14 protein-coding genes are annotated in these 15,726 nt (G+C 69.2%); 7 read left to right on the top strand and 7 right to left on the bottom strand.

Annotated elements, in window-relative coordinates; genetic code table 11:
- Positions 1-397 precede the first annotated feature (397 nt).
- The 6 genes from ACH4G3_RS00670 (at position 398) to ACH4G3_RS00695 (ending at position 6,700) form a co-directional block, all read left to right on the top strand.
- Positions 398-1,618, top strand: coding sequence for a ferric reductase-like transmembrane domain-containing protein (locus ACH4G3_RS00670; RefSeq protein WP_397622387.1), 1,221 nt, complete (start codon positions 398-400; stop codon positions 1,616-1,618).
- Between the two features lie 26 nt (positions 1,619-1,644).
- Positions 1,645-2,352 (top strand): flavodoxin, encoded by a 708-nt coding sequence (locus ACH4G3_RS00675; RefSeq protein WP_397622388.1) that lies wholly within the window; start codon positions 1,645-1,647, stop codon positions 2,350-2,352.
- Between the two features lie 142 nt (positions 2,353-2,494).
- Positions 2,495-3,973: an MFS transporter gene (locus tag ACH4G3_RS00680; RefSeq protein ID WP_397622389.1), complete on the top strand. Its 1,479-nt coding sequence runs from the start codon at positions 2,495-2,497 to the stop codon at positions 3,971-3,973.
- Positions 3,974-4,089: 116 nt separating this feature from the next.
- Positions 4,090-5,124 carry a zinc-binding dehydrogenase gene (locus ACH4G3_RS00685; RefSeq protein ID WP_397622390.1) on the top strand — a complete coding sequence of 345 codons (1,035 nt, stop codon included), beginning with the start codon at positions 4,090-4,092 and terminating at the stop codon, positions 5,122-5,124.
- Between the two features lie 131 nt (positions 5,125-5,255).
- Positions 5,256-6,164 carry an FAD:protein FMN transferase gene (locus ACH4G3_RS00690; protein ID WP_397622391.1) on the top strand — a complete coding sequence of 303 codons (909 nt, stop codon included), beginning with the start codon at positions 5,256-5,258 and terminating at the stop codon, positions 6,162-6,164.
- 32 nt (positions 6,165-6,196) lie between these two features.
- Positions 6,197-6,700 carry a hypothetical protein gene (locus ACH4G3_RS00695; RefSeq protein WP_397622392.1) on the top strand — a complete coding sequence of 168 codons (504 nt, stop codon included), beginning with the start codon at positions 6,197-6,199 and terminating at the stop codon, positions 6,698-6,700.
- On the opposite strand, the gene ACH4G3_RS00700 is transcribed toward ACH4G3_RS00695, so the two are convergent.
- The 6 genes from ACH4G3_RS00700 to ACH4G3_RS00725 all read right to left on the bottom strand — a co-directional run bounded on the left by ACH4G3_RS00700 (position 6,678) and on the right by ACH4G3_RS00725 (position 13,717).
- A complete protein-coding gene (locus tag ACH4G3_RS00700) occupies positions 6,678-7,814 on the bottom strand; it encodes an XdhC family protein (RefSeq protein ID WP_397622393.1) in 1,137 nt (378 codons plus the stop codon). The two genes, ACH4G3_RS00695 and ACH4G3_RS00700, sit on opposite strands and share 23 nt — an antisense overlap.
- Before the next feature lie 82 nt (positions 7,815-7,896).
- Positions 7,897-10,098 (bottom strand): xanthine dehydrogenase family protein molybdopterin-binding subunit, encoded by a 2,202-nt coding sequence (locus tag ACH4G3_RS00705; protein ID WP_397622394.1) that lies wholly within the window; start codon positions 10,096-10,098, stop codon positions 7,897-7,899.
- A complete protein-coding gene (locus tag ACH4G3_RS00710) occupies positions 10,095-11,075 on the bottom strand; it encodes an FAD binding domain-containing protein (RefSeq protein ID WP_397622395.1) in 981 nt (326 codons plus the stop codon). The genes ACH4G3_RS00705 and ACH4G3_RS00710 overlap by 4 nt, the downstream gene beginning before the upstream one ends.
- A 6-nt stretch (positions 11,076-11,081) precedes the next feature.
- Positions 11,082-11,747 carry a (2Fe-2S)-binding protein gene (locus ACH4G3_RS00715; protein ID WP_397622396.1) on the bottom strand — a complete coding sequence of 222 codons (666 nt, stop codon included), beginning with the start codon at positions 11,745-11,747 and terminating at the stop codon, positions 11,082-11,084.
- 313 nt (positions 11,748-12,060) lie between these two features.
- Positions 12,061-12,834 carry an SDR family oxidoreductase gene (locus ACH4G3_RS00720; protein ID WP_397622397.1) on the bottom strand — a complete coding sequence of 258 codons (774 nt, stop codon included), beginning with the start codon at positions 12,832-12,834 and terminating at the stop codon, positions 12,061-12,063.
- A 34-nt stretch (positions 12,835-12,868) separates the two neighbouring features.
- Positions 12,869-13,717, bottom strand: coding sequence for an aldo/keto reductase (locus ACH4G3_RS00725; protein ID WP_397622398.1), 849 nt, complete (start codon positions 13,715-13,717; stop codon positions 12,869-12,871).
- A 157-nt stretch (positions 13,718-13,874) separates the two neighbouring features.
- On the opposite strand from ACH4G3_RS00725, the gene ACH4G3_RS00730 reads away from it, so the two are divergent.
- The gene (locus tag ACH4G3_RS00730; protein ID WP_397622399.1) at positions 13,875-14,783 is read left to right on the top strand and encodes a helix-turn-helix transcriptional regulator; all 909 of its coding nucleotides are present in this window, start codon (positions 13,875-13,877) and stop codon (positions 14,781-14,783) included.
- Positions 14,784-14,786: 3 nt separating this feature from the next.
- On the opposite strand, the gene ACH4G3_RS00735 is transcribed toward ACH4G3_RS00730, so the two are convergent.
- Positions 14,787-15,686 (bottom strand): helix-turn-helix transcriptional regulator, encoded by a 900-nt coding sequence (locus ACH4G3_RS00735; protein WP_397622400.1) that lies wholly within the window; start codon positions 15,684-15,686, stop codon positions 14,787-14,789.
- Between the last annotated feature and the right edge of the window lie 40 nt (positions 15,687-15,726).

Consider the following 15,726-nt stretch of genomic DNA (forward strand, 5'->3'; position numbering starts at 1 on the left):
CCGCGGCGACACCCGCGCCGCGCACCCTCTGAAACACCGGTGACCACCGGTACTTGGGCTGTGTTCGCCCCCGGCCTATGCGGTACGCCCCCCTGCCTGTATTGCCCTCTCGGCGCTGAGACCCGGGAGTGCTGACGGGCCCGTACCCGTGCGCCGCATCGCGCTCCACAAAGACCAGGAAGAACCTGAGTGAAACCGAAACACAAGCTGATGGTCCTGATTGCGCTGGCCCTCTTGGCTATGTCGGCGCTCTTCTACGTCAACCTGCAGCACATACGGGACACAGGCCCGCGCGGAGCCGTCTCGTCCGGCGGCATCGGAATACCCGGGTGGAGTTTCAGCGATGCTTCGTAAACTCGCCTTCTGGAGCATCGCGGTCGTCTTTCCGCTTCCGCTGGTGCTGACCTACGACTCCGTGGCGACGGAACCGGAGCAGCTGCGGTTCTACATCTTCCTCGGCCTGGTCGCGTACGGCTGGTGGCTGCTCGCCATCGCGCTCAGTGTGCGACCGCCCTGGCTGGACCGGCTCGTAGGGCTGCCGTCGATCTACGGCCTGCACGGGATGCTCGGCTTTCTGGCGATCTACGCCGCGTACGAGCACAGCGAGAATTCCTACTCGCCAAGCCAGTTGGCGCGAGACCTCGGAGACTGGGGTTTCTACGGGGCGCTCACCGTGCTCAGTTACTCGGTGTTCTTCATGAGCGGGTGGCTGACCGACCGGTCCAGGCTGCTGCTCTCGGTGAAGCGGATGCTGGAGAAGGTCTTCCGGCATCAGCTGTCCGTGTGGATCCACCGGATGAATCTGGTGATCGTGGCCATGATCTGGCTGCACGCCCACCTCCTTCTCCGCGTGAACCAGCACCTCTCTTTCATGATGCTCTTCGACCTGTACACCGTGGTCGTCCTCGGTGTTTACGCATGGAAGAAGTGGATTGCGCCCGACACGTATCTGACGGGCACGGTCATCGGGAACGAGGCGCGGGGCGGGTCCACCCGCAAGGTGTCCGTGGCGGTCGACGGGACGGCCACCAAGCTGCAGCCGGGCGATTCCCTGTTCCTGCGTTTCGAGGGCGCCTCGGCCGTGAGCAAGGAATGGCACCCGTTTTCCGTCACCGACGACAGCCAGAAGACGCTGGCCTTCACGATCAGCCAGCACGGCGATTACACGCGCCGGCTCGGTCGGGTCGAGCCGGGGGCCGTGGTGCGCCTCGAAGGGCCGTTCGGCCGCTTCGAATCGATCGTCCAGAGCCGGAAGCCGGACGCTCCGCTCGTCCTGCTCGGTATGGGCGCGGGCGTGGCGCCGCTGCTCAGCCTCATCGCGGCCCACCACACCACGCGCCACATCCACCTGCTCTGGGCAGTGCGCAAGCCGGAGGACGCGTACTACCGGGAAGAGCGCGAGAAGTACCAGGCGGCGTCCGAAGGGCGCCTGCGAGTCACCACGAATATCGGTCGATTCCGCCGTGACGACCTGGCCAACTCCCTTTCTGCCGAGGAGGTCGAGAAGGGCGAGTTCTTCATCGTGGGCCCGAATCCCGCAGTTCTCGCGAATCGTTGCCTGCTGCGGTGTATTGGGGTCGGCATACGCCGCATCCACGATGAACGACTGACCATGTAAGCCACTCACGCACGGAGCTACCTGACATGAGGAACAACACGACATCGCGGTCACGCCGCAGCTTTCTGGCCCTGAGTGCCGCTGCTCTCGCGGGAGTTGGCGTTGCTGGCTGCTCGACGCTCGGGATCGGTGATGATTCCTCCACCGCATCGGGTCCCGCCAAGGCGCCCAAGCCGATCAACAAGGCGCGCACCCTCGTCGCGTACTTCTCGATGCCGGAGACGGACGACCCGGACAACATGACCGAGGACGAGGCGAACAGCACGCACGTCGTCGACGGAAAGGTTCTCGGCAATACGCAGTACGTGGCGCAGATCATCGGGCAGCGCACGGGTTCGGAACTGTTCCGTATCGAGACGGCACAGAATCTTCCCCGGGATCACGGGGCGCTCGAAGACCTCGCCCTTGAATGGCAGGAGGCCGGTGAGCGGCCGGAGCTGAAGTCGAAAATCCAGGATTTCGAGGAATATGACACGGTCTTCATCGGCTACCCGATCTGGTGGTACGAGATGCCGATGCCCATCCACACGTTCCTCGAGGAGCACGACTTCAAGGGCAAGACCGTCATCCTGTTCACCACGCACGGTGGGAACGGCCTATCAGGAACCGTTGAGAGGGTCACCGAGAAGCTCCCCGACGCCACCGTGGTCAGCAACGGGTTCACCATCTCGCGTGACGACATGGACAACGCCAAGGGACAGGTGCGCGAGTGGCTCAGCAGCGTCAGCCGGTAGGTCGGCGACTGGTCGCCGACGGAGCGCGTGCTTCGTCGGCGGCACCTGCTTTTCCGCAGTGAATGAGAGGGGTCCTGTCACACCCCCGCTGGCGGCTCCCCGGCACCACTCGGCCTGCCTCTTGCGGGCGGAACGCGCGAGGGTGGATCACGTCGTCATCTCGCACATCTCATCGCTCGCCGAGCAGGAGCAGCCCGTGTCCACCACCGCCACTACGTCGCTCGCCACGGCCCAGGCCGACGTGGCACCCCGTCGCCGGCCCGGCGCCGCAGCGCTCGGAGCCGCGCTCCTCGGGTTCTTCGTCATCACCCTGGACGCACTCGTGGTCAACGTCGCCCTGCCCTCGATCAGGGACAGTCTCGGCGGCGGCATCACCGGACTGCAGTGGGTGGTCGACGGCTACACGCTGATGTTCGCCGCGCTGCTCCTCTCGGCCGGCTCTCTGACCGACCGGCTTGGTGCCCGGCGGACCTTCGGCGCAGGTGTGACCGTGTTCGCCCTAGCGTCCGTGGCCTGTGGCCTCGCGCCGAACCTGGGCGTGCTGATCGTCGCCCGGCTCGTCCAGGGCGCGGGAGCGGCCGTGATCGTGCCGTCCTCCCTCGCCCTGATCCGCGAAGCCTTTCCCGACGCGGGCAAGCGTGCCAAGGCGATCTCCCTCTGGGCGCTCGGCGGCTCCGTCGGCTCGGCCGCGGGCCCGGTCGCGGGCGGCTTCCTCAGCCAGATCGAGTGGCGGCTGATCTTCTTCATCAACCTGCCCGTCGGCATGCTCGCCCTTCTGCTGCTCGCCCACACCAAGCTCTCGCAGCGCCAGAAGCAGGCCGGATTCGACTGGGCCGGGCAGCTGTCCGCCGTCCTCGCCATGGGCGCCCTGACCTTCGCGGCGATCGAGACCGGCGCGGCTGGCTTCACCGCCCCGTATGTGCTGGCCTCCTACGCGCTCGCCGTAGTCGCAGCCTTTGTGTTCGTCATGTCCCAGGCACGCGGCAGGCACCCCATGGTGCCGCTGAGCCTGCTGCGCTCGCGCACCATGGCCCTGGCCGCCGGGATCGGCTTCGCGCTGAACGTCGGCTTCTACGGGATGATCTTCCTGCTCAGCCTGTACCTGCAGCAGGCCAAGGGCATGACGGCCCTGGCCACCGGCCTCGCGTTCGTCCCCATGACGGTGCTCACCGCGTTCGTCAGCCCGACCGCCGCCTGGTTCGCCGCCCGCTTCGGCCCACGTATGCCCGTCATCGCCGGGCAGGCGTCGATGGTCGCGGGCATGGTCCTGCTCTCCCTGGTACCGGCGTCCGCGCCCACCTGGCTTCTGGTCGTGCTGATGGTCCCGGTGGGAGCGGGCGGCTCCCTTGCCGTACCCGCCCTGACCTCACTGCTGCTCGACCGCGTTCCCGCCGAGCGGGCCGGTACGGCCAGTGGTGTACTCAACACGTCCCGGCAGGTCGGCGGGGCCCTTGCCGTCGCCGTCTTCGGCGCGCTGGTGGCCGACCGCGCCCAGTTCACCGAGGGCCTGCACACCAGCCTCGCCATCGCCGCGGGCGCGGTGCTTGTCACCACGGCGGCGAGCTTCCTGCTCAGGACCGCTGCGGCGGACGAGGCCCCTACGGCGCCCCCCGAGCCGTGAGACCGACCCGTCGCCGAAACCCGCGCCTGAGCGGAGAGCGGCCTGCGAGCCACACCGGCAGGCCCGCTCTCGCAAGCTCAGCAACTTCCCCCCACCTCTAGCGCAAGGAGCAACCAATGCGTGGAGCAGTCATGTACGGAGCCGACGACGTCCGCGTCGAGGCCCGCCCGGACCCGAAGATCCACCAGCCCACGGACGCCGTCGTACGCACCGTCCTGTCCTGCGTCTGCGGCAGCGACCTGTGGCCGTACAAGTCCATGCCCGCGACCGACATCGGCCGCCCCATGGGCCACGAGTTCCTCGGCGTCGTCGAGGAGACCGGCGAGGACGTGTCCTGCCTGCGGGCCGGTGACCTGGTCGTCGCGCCGTTCACGTACTGCGACAACACCTGCGACTACTGCCGCAAGGGCCTGCACTCCTCCTGCCGTAACGGTGGACGGTACGGCTTCGACGGCGTGGACGGCGCACAAGGCGAGGCGGTCCGTGTCCCTCAGGCGGACGGAACCCTGGTCAAGCTGCCGGTGGGCGCGGACTCTGAGCTGCTGCCCTCCCTCGTGGCGCTGTCCGACGTCATGGGCACCGGGCACCACGGCGCGACCACCGCCGGCGTCGGCCGCGGTGACAGCGTCCTCGTCATCGGGGACGGCGCTGTGGGTCTGTGCGCCGTGATCGCCGCGAAGCGGCTGGGCGCCGAGCAGATCGTGCTCATGGGACGGCACACTCGACGAACCGACCTGGGTCGGGAGTTCGGTGCCACAGACGTAGTCGCCGAACGCGGGGACGAGGGCGTCGCCCGCGTCCGTGACCTGACCGGCGGCGAAGGCGTCGACCGCATCATCGAAGCGGTGGGTGCCCGCCAGACCCTCGACACCGCCTTCGGTGCGATCCGCGACGGCGGCACCATCAGCCGCCTCGGTGTTCCGCAGTACGAGGAAGGCCCGGTCGGCGCCGACATGATCATGCGGAACATCACCCTGACCGGCGGTGTCTCCCCGGCACGCGCCTACATCGAGGAACTGCTGCCCGATGTCCTGTCCGGTGCGATCCAGCCCGGCCGCGTCTTCGACCGCGCCTACACCCTCGACGAAGTACCGGCCGCCTACCGGGACATGGCCGACCGACAGGTGATCAAGGCGCTCGTCCGCTGCTGACGTGATCGCGTCAGCGTTCGTCCCGGGGCGCAGGGTTCGGGGGTGTGACAGGGCTCCCTTCGCGCCTGGTTCGCAGCGTAAGACGCTGAAAACATGCAGGTAGGGGCTCTACGAGGGCAGGAGGAGTAGCCGTGGGCAACGCCGAAACCGTCCATCGCTTCGGCTTCGACGCGATCGGCACGAACTGGCAGATCGAGACCGACGAACCCCTGAGCCGGGATCTGCGGCACGACGTCCTCGACCGCATCGAGCGCTTCGACGCGACCTACTCCCGCTTCCGCCCGGACTCGCTCGTCTCCCGCATCGCCGCAGCCACCGATGGCGGGCGCTTCGAGTTCCCCGACGACTCGCTCGCTCTCTTCGGCCTCTACGACCGCCTGCACGCCGCGACCGACGGCGCCGTGGACCCGCTCGTGGGGCGGGATCTGGAACTTTTCGGTTACGACGCCACGTACACCCTCCGGCCCGCACCCGACGCCGTACGGGCCGCTGAACGCGCGCGCGGGCGACCGACCTGGGCCGCCGACGTCAGCCGGGACGGCCAAAGTGTCGTCACGCACCGCGCCCTGGTGATCGACGTGGGAGCAGTCGGCAAGGGGTACTTGGTCGACCTCGTCTCGGACCAGCTGCGCGAGGCCGGGCACGTGGGCTTCGTCGTCGACGGCAGCGGCGACCTCCGCCACAGCGGCGCGCACGCCACCCGAGTCGGTCTGGAGCATCCCTTCGACCGGCGTCAGGTGGTCGGCGTGGCCGAAATACGCGACCAAGCCCTGTGCGCCTCCGGTGTCAGCCGCCGCTCGTGGGGCGACGGACTGCACCACGTCCTCGACGCGCGCACCGGCGTCCCCGTCGAGAAGGTGGTCGCCACCTGGGTCGTGGCACCGGAGGCGGCACTCGCCGACGGCCTGGCGACCGCGCTTTTCTTCACCGAGCCGCAGCGACTCGCAGGCTCTTGCGGCTTCACGTACGTGCGTGTGCGGTCCGACGGCCGCGCCGAGCTCTCGCCGGACTTCCCGGGCGAGCTGTTCATCCACCCATGATCCGAGCCGACCAACAAGGAATCACACACGACATGGCAGCCATCCGGAAGAAGTTCACGACCGTACTGGTGGGTCTCTCCGCCACCGCCGCGATCGCCGGCTGCTCGGCGCCGGGCACGGATGAACCCAACACGACCGAAGAATCCGCGAGTTCGCCCCGGCCCTCTGGGCGCACCTCCACTGATCCCATCGAGTCCGCGCCTGCGGGCGACTCCACCCCGTCCAGCTCCGCAAACCGCAGCGGCCCGTACGCGGACGGCGAGTACATCGTCGACGGCGAGTACGGCGAACGCGGTTCGAGCATCGGCGTCCGTCTCACGCTGGAGGACGGCCGGATCACCGCCGTGGACGTCACTCCACACGCGACGGACGAGACCTCCCGCGGACTGCAGCAGCGTTTCGCCGACGCGGTGCCGCAGCTCGTCGTCGGGCGGGACATCGACGATGTGCGTCTCGACCGTGTGGCCGGCAACAGCAATACGCCCAACGGATTCAACGACGCCCTCGAAGAGATCAAGGACGAGGCCGGGCGCTGACCTCGTACGGATGGTGGATGGGCCCGCCGCTCCAGGTGAGCGGTGTGCCCGAGCCCCGGCGTGCGTGGGCGATGATCTCGGCCGTGATGGAGACGGCCGTCTCCTCGGGCGTACGGGCGCCGAGGTCGAGGCCGATCGGCGAGCACAGCCGGGCCAGGTGTTCCTCGGACACCCCGGCTTCGCGCAGCCGCCGCAGCCGGTCCTCATGTGTGCGCCGTGAGCCCATCGCGCCCACGTAGGCGACCGGGAGCGTGAGGGCCCGGGTCAGCAGCGGGATGTCGAATTTGGCGTCGTGGGTGAGGACGCAGATGGTGGTGCGGGCATCGATGGAAGCCTGGTCGAGGTAGCGGTGCGGCCAGTCGACGACCACCTCGTCGGCGTACGGGAAGCGGGCCGCCGTGGCGAAGACCGGGCGGGCGTCGCAGACCGTGACGCGGTAGCCCAGGAAGACCCCGGCCTGGCTCAGGGCGGCGGCGAAGTCGACGGCGCCGAAGATCAGCATGCGGGGGCGCGGTGCGTTCACGTGGATGAGGAGCGAGAGGCGATCGGGGCAGGTGGCAGAGTCTCCGCCGATGTCGACGAGTCCGGTGCGTCCGGCCGCGAGGTGTGCGTGGGCTTGAGCAGCGACGGCCTGGTCCGCGCGTTCGCCGCCCAGGGTTTCGTCGTACGAGGAACCGTCGCCGAAGACAGGCAGGATGCGGCCCAGGAGTCCGGGCGGGCCGTGGACCACCTGGACCATGGCAGCCGGCTCACCGGTGGCGGCCACCGACAGGGCACGCGAAAGAGAGTGTTCGCGCTGAGGGTCCACCCGTCGCACCAGGATGTCCAGCTCGCCGCCGCAGGTCAGACCCACGGCGAAGGCGTCATCGTCGGAGTAGCCGAACCGGGTGCGGACCGGGGTGCCCCCTTCGGCGAGGGCCTGGCGGCACAGCTCGTAGACCGCACCTTCCACGCAGCCCCCGGACACGCTGCCGATCGCCTGGCCGTCAGCGTTCACGGCGAGCGAGGTGCCGACGGGCAGCGGTGCGCTGCCGGTGACCTGGACGATGGTGGCGAGGGCGAAGGGCCGGGGTTGCGCGCACCAGGAGTGCAGGGTGTCTGCGATGTTCAGCAAGGAAGTTCTCCGGGCGGGTCGGTCGTGGGGGATGGCCGGGCGGCCGCCGGCGCGCGACGCCGCCCGGGCCGGGCGGCCGGAGTCAGAGCAACGATTCGGCTGTGATGGGCAGTTGCCGCACTCGACGGCCGGTCGCGTGATGCACGGCGTTGGCGACCGCCGGCGCCACACCCACGAGCACCACCTCGCCGAGGCCCTTCACGCCGAGCGGATCCACCTCGTCGTCCCGGCCGTCGACGTAGATCGCCTTCAGGTCGGGCACATCGGCGTTCACCGGCACCAGGTAGTCGGCCAGGTTGGCGTTGACGATGCGGCCGTCGCGGTGGTCGGTGACCGTGTGCTCGAGCAGAGCAGCGCCGATACCGCCGACCATCGCGCCGAGCGCCTGGCTGTCCGCCAGCTTCGGGCTGATGATGCGGCCCGCGTCGAACACGCCGAGCATCCGCCGCACCCGTACGAGACCGAGCCGCGCGTCGACGGCGACCTCGGCGAACACGGCCCCGTACGCATACATCGAGGTCCGGGCCGGACCCGAGGGCGGGGTGTATGCCCCGTCCGCTTCGAGGTGCGTGCGCTTGTTGCGGGTGAGGAGCTGCCGGTACGTCTCGCCGCGCGCCGGGTTCTTCGCGACGTGCAGGCGCCCGTTGCGGACGACGACGTCGCCGGCGTCGACTCCGTACAGCGGCGACTCCCGGTCCTCGACGGCGAGTCGGATCGCCTGCGTGCGCACCTTGTCGCAGCCGTCCTGGACGGTGGATCCGACGCTCGCCATGGTCAGGGAGCCGCCGTGGATCGGGGCCACGGGCATCTCGGTGTCGCCGAGGCGGAAGTCGACGTTGCGCACGGTGAGACCCAGGGCGTCGGCGGCCACCTGCGTCATGGCGGTGTACGTGCCGGGCCCCATGTCGCTGCTCGCGGTCTCGATCCGCGCGGTGCCGTCCGCGTCCAGGCGGACGTGGGCCTGGCCGGGCGCGCGCAGGGTGTCGTACAGGGCAGTGGCCATGCCGGTGCCGATCAGCCAGTCGCCGTCGCGGGTGGAGCGCGGCTTGGGGTTGCGCTTGCTCCAGCCGAACTCGCCCGCGCCGATGCGATAGCAGTCGCGCAGCCGCCGGGAGGAGAACGGCTTGTCGGTGGACTGGTCGCTCTCGGGCTCGTTGCGCTCCCTCAACTCGACTGGATCAAGGCCGAGTTCGACCGCGAGCTCGTCCATCGCGCTCTCCACGGCAAAGGCGGCGGTGGAGTAGCCGGGACCACGCATCGGCGTCGGAGTGTTCACGTCCAGCGGCACCGTCGCGTACGTCTGGCTGACATGCGGGGTGGTGTACAGCATCTGGCCGGGAGAGGTGACACCACGCTCGGCGAACGTCTCGTACCGGGAGGTCTCGGCCCGCAGCTCGTGCGTCATCGCGCTCAGCCGTCCGCTGCGGTCGCTGCCGAGACGCACCTTGTACTCGTAGCCGGGCCGGTACCCCACGCCGGAGAACAACTGCGCGCGTGTCAGGACCAATTTGACGGGAAGGCCCACCTCACGGGCGGCGAGGGCCGCGATCGTGATGTGCGGCCACGCCCGCGCCGCGTTGCCGAACGCACCGCCCACGAAGGGCGAGACGACCCGGATGGATTCGGCCGGGATCCCGAAGTCGGCGGCGAGCTGGGCCTTCGGGCTCTGCACCCACTGGGTCTTGTCCCACAGCGTGAGCTGGTCGCCCTTCCACTCGGCGACGGTGGCGTGCAGCTCCATCGCGTTGTGGTGGGTGCGCGCCATCCGGTACGTCATCTCCAGACGTACGGGCGCGGATTGAAGGGCCTTGTCCGCGTCGCCGCGGGCGTAGGTGCGCGGCTCGCCCGCTGCCGGAGCGCCGGCGAGATCGGTGGACGGCCGCTCGCTCTCGTACTCGACCTTCACCAGGCTCGCCGCGTGCTGCGCCGCCTCCAGGGTGGTGGCGACGACCACGGCAACGGGCTGACCGTGGAAGAGCACCTTGTCGTCCTGGAAGACCCGCAGCCGCTGACCAGGGAGGTTGAGCGACCCGGGGTTGTCCTTGTAGGGGAGCTTTGGGGCGTTGCGGTGGTGGATGACCTTCAGCACGCCACGCTGCGCTTCCGACGCGGCCGTGTCGATGCCGGCGATCCGGCCCTTGCCGACGCTGCTGTCCACCACGACCGCGTGCACGACCCCGTCGACGTGCTGGTCGGCGGCGTATTTCGCCTGACCGGTGACCTTCAGGCGGCCGTCCACGCGGGACAGCGGTGCTCCGACGGCCGCCTGCGGCTGGGGGCTCATGCCTTGTCTCCTACGGTGCGCAGCTGACGTTCGACGGTTCGCTGGAGCAGGTCGACCTTGAAGCGGTTGTGCTGCAGCGGGCGGGCGCCGTCGGTGGCGTGTGCGGCGGCTTCGGCCCACAGTCGGTCCGAGGGGCGCTTCCCGACGAGGGCGCGCTCGACGGCGGGCAGCTTCCACGGCACGGTCCCGACACCGCCGGCGGCGACCTTCGCCTCACGGATCACCCCGCCACTGATGTGCAGAGCGACGGCGGCCGAGGTGAGGGCGAACTCGTACGACTGCCGGTCCCGGACTTTGAGATAACCGGACTTGAGGGGACGGGGGAGTGCGGGGATCTCCACCGAGGTGATCAGCTCACCGCGCTTGAGGGCCTGTTCACGGCCCGGCGTGCTGCCGGGACGGAGCAGAAAGTCGGCGAAGGGCACGGTCCGCTCGCCGTCGGGCCCGAGCAGATACACCCGCGCTTCCAGCGCCGCGAAGGCGACGGCGACGTCCGAGGGGTGCGTGGCGACGCAGCTCTCGGAGGTGCCGAGGATCGCGTGCGTACGGTTGAATCCCTCGCGCGCCGAGCAACCCGATCCGGGCTCGCGCTTGTTGCAGTCGGCGGTGAGATCGCGGAAGTACGTACAGCGGGTGCGCTGCATGATGTTGCCGCCGATGGTGGCCATGTTGCGCAGCTGAGCGGAGGCACTGAGCTCCAGTGCTTCGGATACGACGGGGAAGAGGCCCCGGACCTTGGGGTGGGCGGCGGCGTCGCTCATGCTCACAAGGGCGCCGATCCGCAGGCCGCCCCGGCTGGTGACGGTGACTTCGTGCAGCGGCAGCCCGCTGATGTCGACCAAAGTCTCCGGGCGTTCGACGGTCTCGCGCATGAGGTCGACGAGGGTGGTGCCACCGGCGATGTAACGTCCGCCGCGACGGCCTGAGTTGACCGCGTCACGCGGGCTGTCGGCCTGGATGTAGGTGAAGGGATACATCGCCACTCACTTCCGGCCGGCGGTCTGCTCGACCGCGCGGACGATCTTCGGGTAGCAGCCGCAGCGGCAGATGTTGCCGCTCATCCACTCGCGGATCTCGTCTCGCGAGCCGGTGTGGCCCTCCTTGATGCAGCCGAGGCCGGACATGATCTGGCCGGGGGTGCAGTAGCCGCACTGGAAGGCGTCCTCGTCGATGAACGCCTGCTGCAGCGGGTGGAGCCTTTCCCTGTTGCTCAGGCCCTCGATGGTGGTGACGTCCGCACCGTCGAGGCGGACGGCCAGCGTGAGGCAGGAGTTGACGCGCTGCCCGTCGACCAGGACCGTGCAGGCCCCGCAGGCGCCCGCGTTGCAGCCCTTCTTCGAACCGGTCAGGTCCAGGTGCTCGCGCAGCAGGTCGAGCAGCGACGTTCTGTTGTCGATGGTCATGGTGTGGCGGCGGCCGTTGACCGTCAGCGTGACCCGGCTGCTGGGAGCCGCCGTTGTGGCGGCCACCGCCTCGTCGGCACCGAGCAGGGACTGGCCCGCGAGGCCACCCGCCGCGAGGACGCCACCGACGGCGGAGGTCGTCGCGATGAAGGTGCGACGCGTTGGGGTGGACGAGGGCGTTGTTGGCGGAGACCCGGCTGTATCGGCGGGCGGACCGGCAGTGCCGGGAGGCTCGGTGGTGGTCATGCTCACTCTCTCGAACACGGGGAAGATGGGCGGTCTTTCTCGTTGGTGTGAGGCAGTGACGGATCACGGGGACCGACGTCGGCTGTGCCTACACCCTGAAGTGGCGAGGAAGCCCGCAACAGGCCGTGTTGTACGGGGGAATGGCCAGCCAGGGTGTGACACGGCCCCTCTGGTGGGCGCCTCAAAAGGGCACAGTGGTGCCATAGTTGGTGGGTTGGCCCGTGATTCCGGCTGTTTTTCAGCGCTGGCGAGGCGGATGTGGCGCCGCGTTCTCGTGGGGAGGACGACCTGGCGCCACACCCTGTCGCCTGGTTCAGCCCGTCTTGCGAAGGGAGCCGGCGGCCTGGAGATCCGCGCGCAATGCCGGCGGCTCGGCCGCGACGGGCAGGTTGGCAGGGTCGCGGACGCCGTCCACGGCGTCCGGCGCATCTGCCTGCAGGGCTCCGAAGAGGACCGACCAGTCCTTTTGTTCCCCGCCCTCGGTCGCGGTGAGCTCGAACGTCTTACCCAGGGCCGTGTCGGCCAGCAGGCTCCGTACGAGGGTCTCGGCGATCTGGTGGCGGGCGATTCCGCCGTCGGCCGTGACGCCCTGGTCCAGGACGAGACGCCGTTGCGTGGGACCGGCGTGGTCGAACCAGCCTGGCCGGACGATCGTGTAGGGCAGACCGCTGGTCCGCAGGAGACGCTCGGAGCGCCGCTTCCACGGGCTGGCACCTGGGACGTCGTCGCGCGTGGCGTAGATCGAGGTCATCAGGGCGACGCGGGGCCGGGCGTCACCGAAGGCCAGGAGGATGTTGCGTACACCACCGTAGTCGATGTGCGCTCGGGCATCAGGACGGGCGTCACTACCGGACCCGTGGGTGAGGACCAGGGCGTCGGCGCCGTGCAGAGCGCGCCGCAGGGAGGCAGGATCTTCCAGATCACCCTGCACCAGTTCGACACCGGGAAGAAGCTGCTCGGCCCGCTGCACGTCGCGCACCAGGGCACGTGGGTGCAGCCCGTGCCGCTGCGCGGTCTGCACGGCGAATCGTCCGATGCTGCCGGTCGCGCCGACCATGAGTACGTCGGTGATGCTCTGCTGCTTCATGGTAATGCCCTGGTCCACGTCGTAGGGGTGCTGGTCAGGTCAGACGCCGCTTGGCGAGCCAGGAGACGATCTCCGGGTCGCGGTGGTCGAAGAACAGGGAAGAACCGGTGTCCAGGGTGGCGATCTGTGCCATCTGCTCGTCGGTGAGCTCGAAGTCGAAGACGTCGATGTTCTCCGCCATCCGCTGGGGCCGGACCGACTTGGGGATCGCGACGACACCGCGCTGGGTGAGCCAGCGCAGCACGACCTGCGCGACGGACTTGCCGTGCTCCTTGCCGATCCCGGCAAGGAGCGGGTTGGTGAACAGGTCGTTCTTGCCCTCGGCGAACCCGCCCCAGGACTGGATCTGCACGCCGTGCTCGCGCATCAGCTCCTGGTAGTCGGCGCGCTGGAAGAATGGGTGGGTCTCGACCTGGTTGACCTGCGGGGTGATCTCGTTGTTCAGGATCAGGTCGAGCAGCCGGTCGGGGTAGAAGTTGGCGACACCGATCGCCTTGGCGAGACCCTCGTGCTGGAGCGCCTCCATGGCGCGCCACTGGCCGTACACATCGCCGTACGGCTGGTGCATCAGATACAGGTCGAGGTAATCGAGACCGAGCTTGTTCAGGGAGGTCTCGGAGGCGCGCCGGGTGTTCTCCTGGGCAGGAGCGTCCTGCACCCACAGCTTGGTGGTGACGAACAGCTCCTCGCGGCGCACGCCGCTGTTCTTGATCGCGCGGCCGACGGCCTCCTCGTTGCCGTATGCGGCGGCGGTGTCGAGGAGACGGTAGCCAGCGGCGATAGCGGCGGAGACGGCCTGCTCGGTCTCCTCCGCGGGGATCTGATAGACGCCGAAGCCGAGGATCGGCATCACGGTGCCGTTGCTGAGGGTGACCTGCTGCATGACGTTCCTTCTGTGGACGAAGCCTCTGGTGATATCCACCATGCGGCCATGCGTGCCGCGCAGCCAGGCCGAGTCGATCAGGGGTGAGCCGTGCGGGGGTGTGACAGGGCCCCCCTCGCCAGTGCCGCCCGGGTGACGGCGCGGAGAAACTGGCTTCATGGCACCTGAGCAGCACACCGGCGGCGACGAGCTGGCGAGCTTCCTGCGCGCCCGCCGCACCCAGACCAGCCCCGAGAGTGCCGGCCTCACCCTCGGACCCGGCGTACGCCGCACCCCCGGCCTGCGCCGCGAGGAGCTGGCCACGCTCGCCGGGGTCAGCATCGACTACTACAGGCGGCTCGAACGCGGCAAGGAGACCCGGCCCAGCCCCGGCGTCGTCGACGCCCTCGCCCGTGCCCTGCAGCTGGACGACGACGAACACCACCACCTGCGCGAGCTCGCCGCCCGCACTGCCAGGTACGCCCCCGAGCCGCCGCCCCCGCCCAGCCGCACGGTCCGCCCGCACCTGAAGCTCCTCCTGGAGACGATGCGGCCCAGCCCTGCATACATCCTGAGCCGCAGTTGGGACGTGCTCGCCTGGAATTCCGGCGGCCTCGCCTTGTACGCGGGCCTGGCCGACTGGCCTGTCAAGCAGCGAAACCTGGCCCGCTACCTCTTCCTCCACCCTGCGGCACGCGAACTGTTCCCCGACTGGGAGAACCTGGTCCGCTCCTGCGTCGCCCGGCTGCGCGCCGAGGCGGGTACCAACCCCGACGCACCGGACTTCACCCACCTCGTCGGCGAGCTTCTCCTGAAAAGCTCGGACTTCGCGAAGCTGTGGGAACGCTACGAAGTCGTCGGCCGCAAGAAGGTCCAGAAGACTTTCCACCACCCCACGGTTGGCGCCCTCACCCTCAGTGGCCAGGGCATGTACCTCGACGGCACCCCAGGCCAACGCCTCAGCGTGTACACCGCCGAACCGGGCACCGCCGACCACGACGCGATGGTCCTGCTCGACATGAGCGCGGAACCGGCGGGCACCACCGCTGCGCCGACCGGACCGAACGCGCGCCGCGAGACGGGATAGCCGTCAGCCCGCCGACTCCCCGGCCGAGTGCTCGGCGTGCTGCTCGGCGGCCCCGTCGAGCAGCACGATCGCCTCATGCTCAGGCGTTCCGGGCTCGGCTGTGAAGACGGCGAGGCGCTGACCGGCGGAGCCCTCGACCTCCATGGACTGGTAGCTCAGCGTGATCGTACCCACGCGTGGGTGGTGGAAGGTCTTCTGCCCGTCCCAGCGACGGCCCTTGACCTCGTAACGCTCCCACAGCTCGGCGAAGTAAGGGCTCTTGGCCCGGAGTTCGTCGACCAGCGCCGCGACATCCGGAGCATCCGGCTCAACGGCGGTGACGGCACGAAGCCGGGCCACACCACTGATCGCCTGGTTGTGCCAGTCGTCGAAGATCTCTCGGGCTGCCGGATGCAGAAAGAGATACCGGGCGATGTTGCGCAGCTCCGGCGGCCACTCCGACATGCCCGCACACAGGGCCAGCGTGCTGGGGTTCGCCGCGAGCAGATCAAGGGTGCGGCTGATGACGTAGGCCGGGTGCGGGCGCAGCACATCCAGCAACAGCAGCGTCTGAGGCTGCACCTCCCGGTCGGGTGCGGCGGACGTCGTCGGCCCGAAGTGTGCGGCACCGGCGGCAAGACTTCGCAGGTGCTGGTGCTCGTCGTCACTGAGCTTCAACGCGCGGGCGAGGGCATCGACCACGCCGGGGCTGGGCCGGGCTTCCTTGCCGCGTTCGAGCCGGGTGTAGTAGTCGATGCTGACGCCGGCGAGCGTGGCCAGCTCCTCACGGCGCAATCCGGGCGTACGCCGCTGCCCCGGGCCCACGGCCAGCCCGACATCATCCGGACTCGTCTGGTCACGCCGGGCACGCAGGAAGCGTCCCAGTTCCGATCCCGCGAGCTGCTGAGAAGCCATGGTCGCCATTTTCGCACCTGGCGGATCCGTGCGGCGGCCGCGGATCTGG

It is taken from the genome of Streptomyces afghaniensis, assembly GCF_044327915.1.
GTDB classification, from domain to species: domain Bacteria; phylum Actinomycetota; class Actinomycetes; order Streptomycetales; family Streptomycetaceae; genus Streptomyces; species Streptomyces afghaniensis.

Bases quoted from the DNA above. Each gene is read 5' to 3' on its own strand.
- ACH4G3_RS00725 (WP_397622398.1), bottom strand. From the start codon at position 13,717: ATGCAGCAGGTCACCCTCAGCAACGGCACCGTGATGCCGATCCTCGGC.
- ACH4G3_RS00715 (WP_397622396.1), bottom strand. From the start codon at position 11,747: ATGACCACCACCGAGCCTCCCGGCACTGCCGGTCCGCCCGCCGATACA.
- ACH4G3_RS00685 (WP_397622390.1), top strand. From the start codon at position 4,090: ATGCGTGGAGCAGTCATGTACGGAGCCGACGACGTCCGCGTCGAGGCC.
- ACH4G3_RS00710 (WP_397622395.1), bottom strand. From the start codon at position 11,075: ATGTATCCCTTCACCTACATCCAGGCCGACAGCCCGCGTGACGCGGTC.
- ACH4G3_RS00735 (WP_397622400.1), bottom strand. From the start codon at position 15,686: ATGGCGACCATGGCTTCTCAGCAGCTCGCGGGATCGGAACTGGGACGC.
- ACH4G3_RS00695 (WP_397622392.1), top strand. From the start codon at position 6,197: ATGGCAGCCATCCGGAAGAAGTTCACGACCGTACTGGTGGGTCTCTCC.
- ACH4G3_RS00675 (WP_397622388.1), top strand. From the start codon at position 1,645: ATGAGGAACAACACGACATCGCGGTCACGCCGCAGCTTTCTGGCCCTG.
- ACH4G3_RS00705 (WP_397622394.1), bottom strand. From the start codon at position 10,098: ATGAGCCCCCAGCCGCAGGCGGCCGTCGGAGCACCGCTGTCCCGCGTG.
- ACH4G3_RS00730 (WP_397622399.1), top strand. From the start codon at position 13,875: ATGGCACCTGAGCAGCACACCGGCGGCGACGAGCTGGCGAGCTTCCTG.
- ACH4G3_RS00720 (WP_397622397.1), bottom strand. From the start codon at position 12,834: ATGAAGCAGCAGAGCATCACCGACGTACTCATGGTCGGCGCGACCGGC.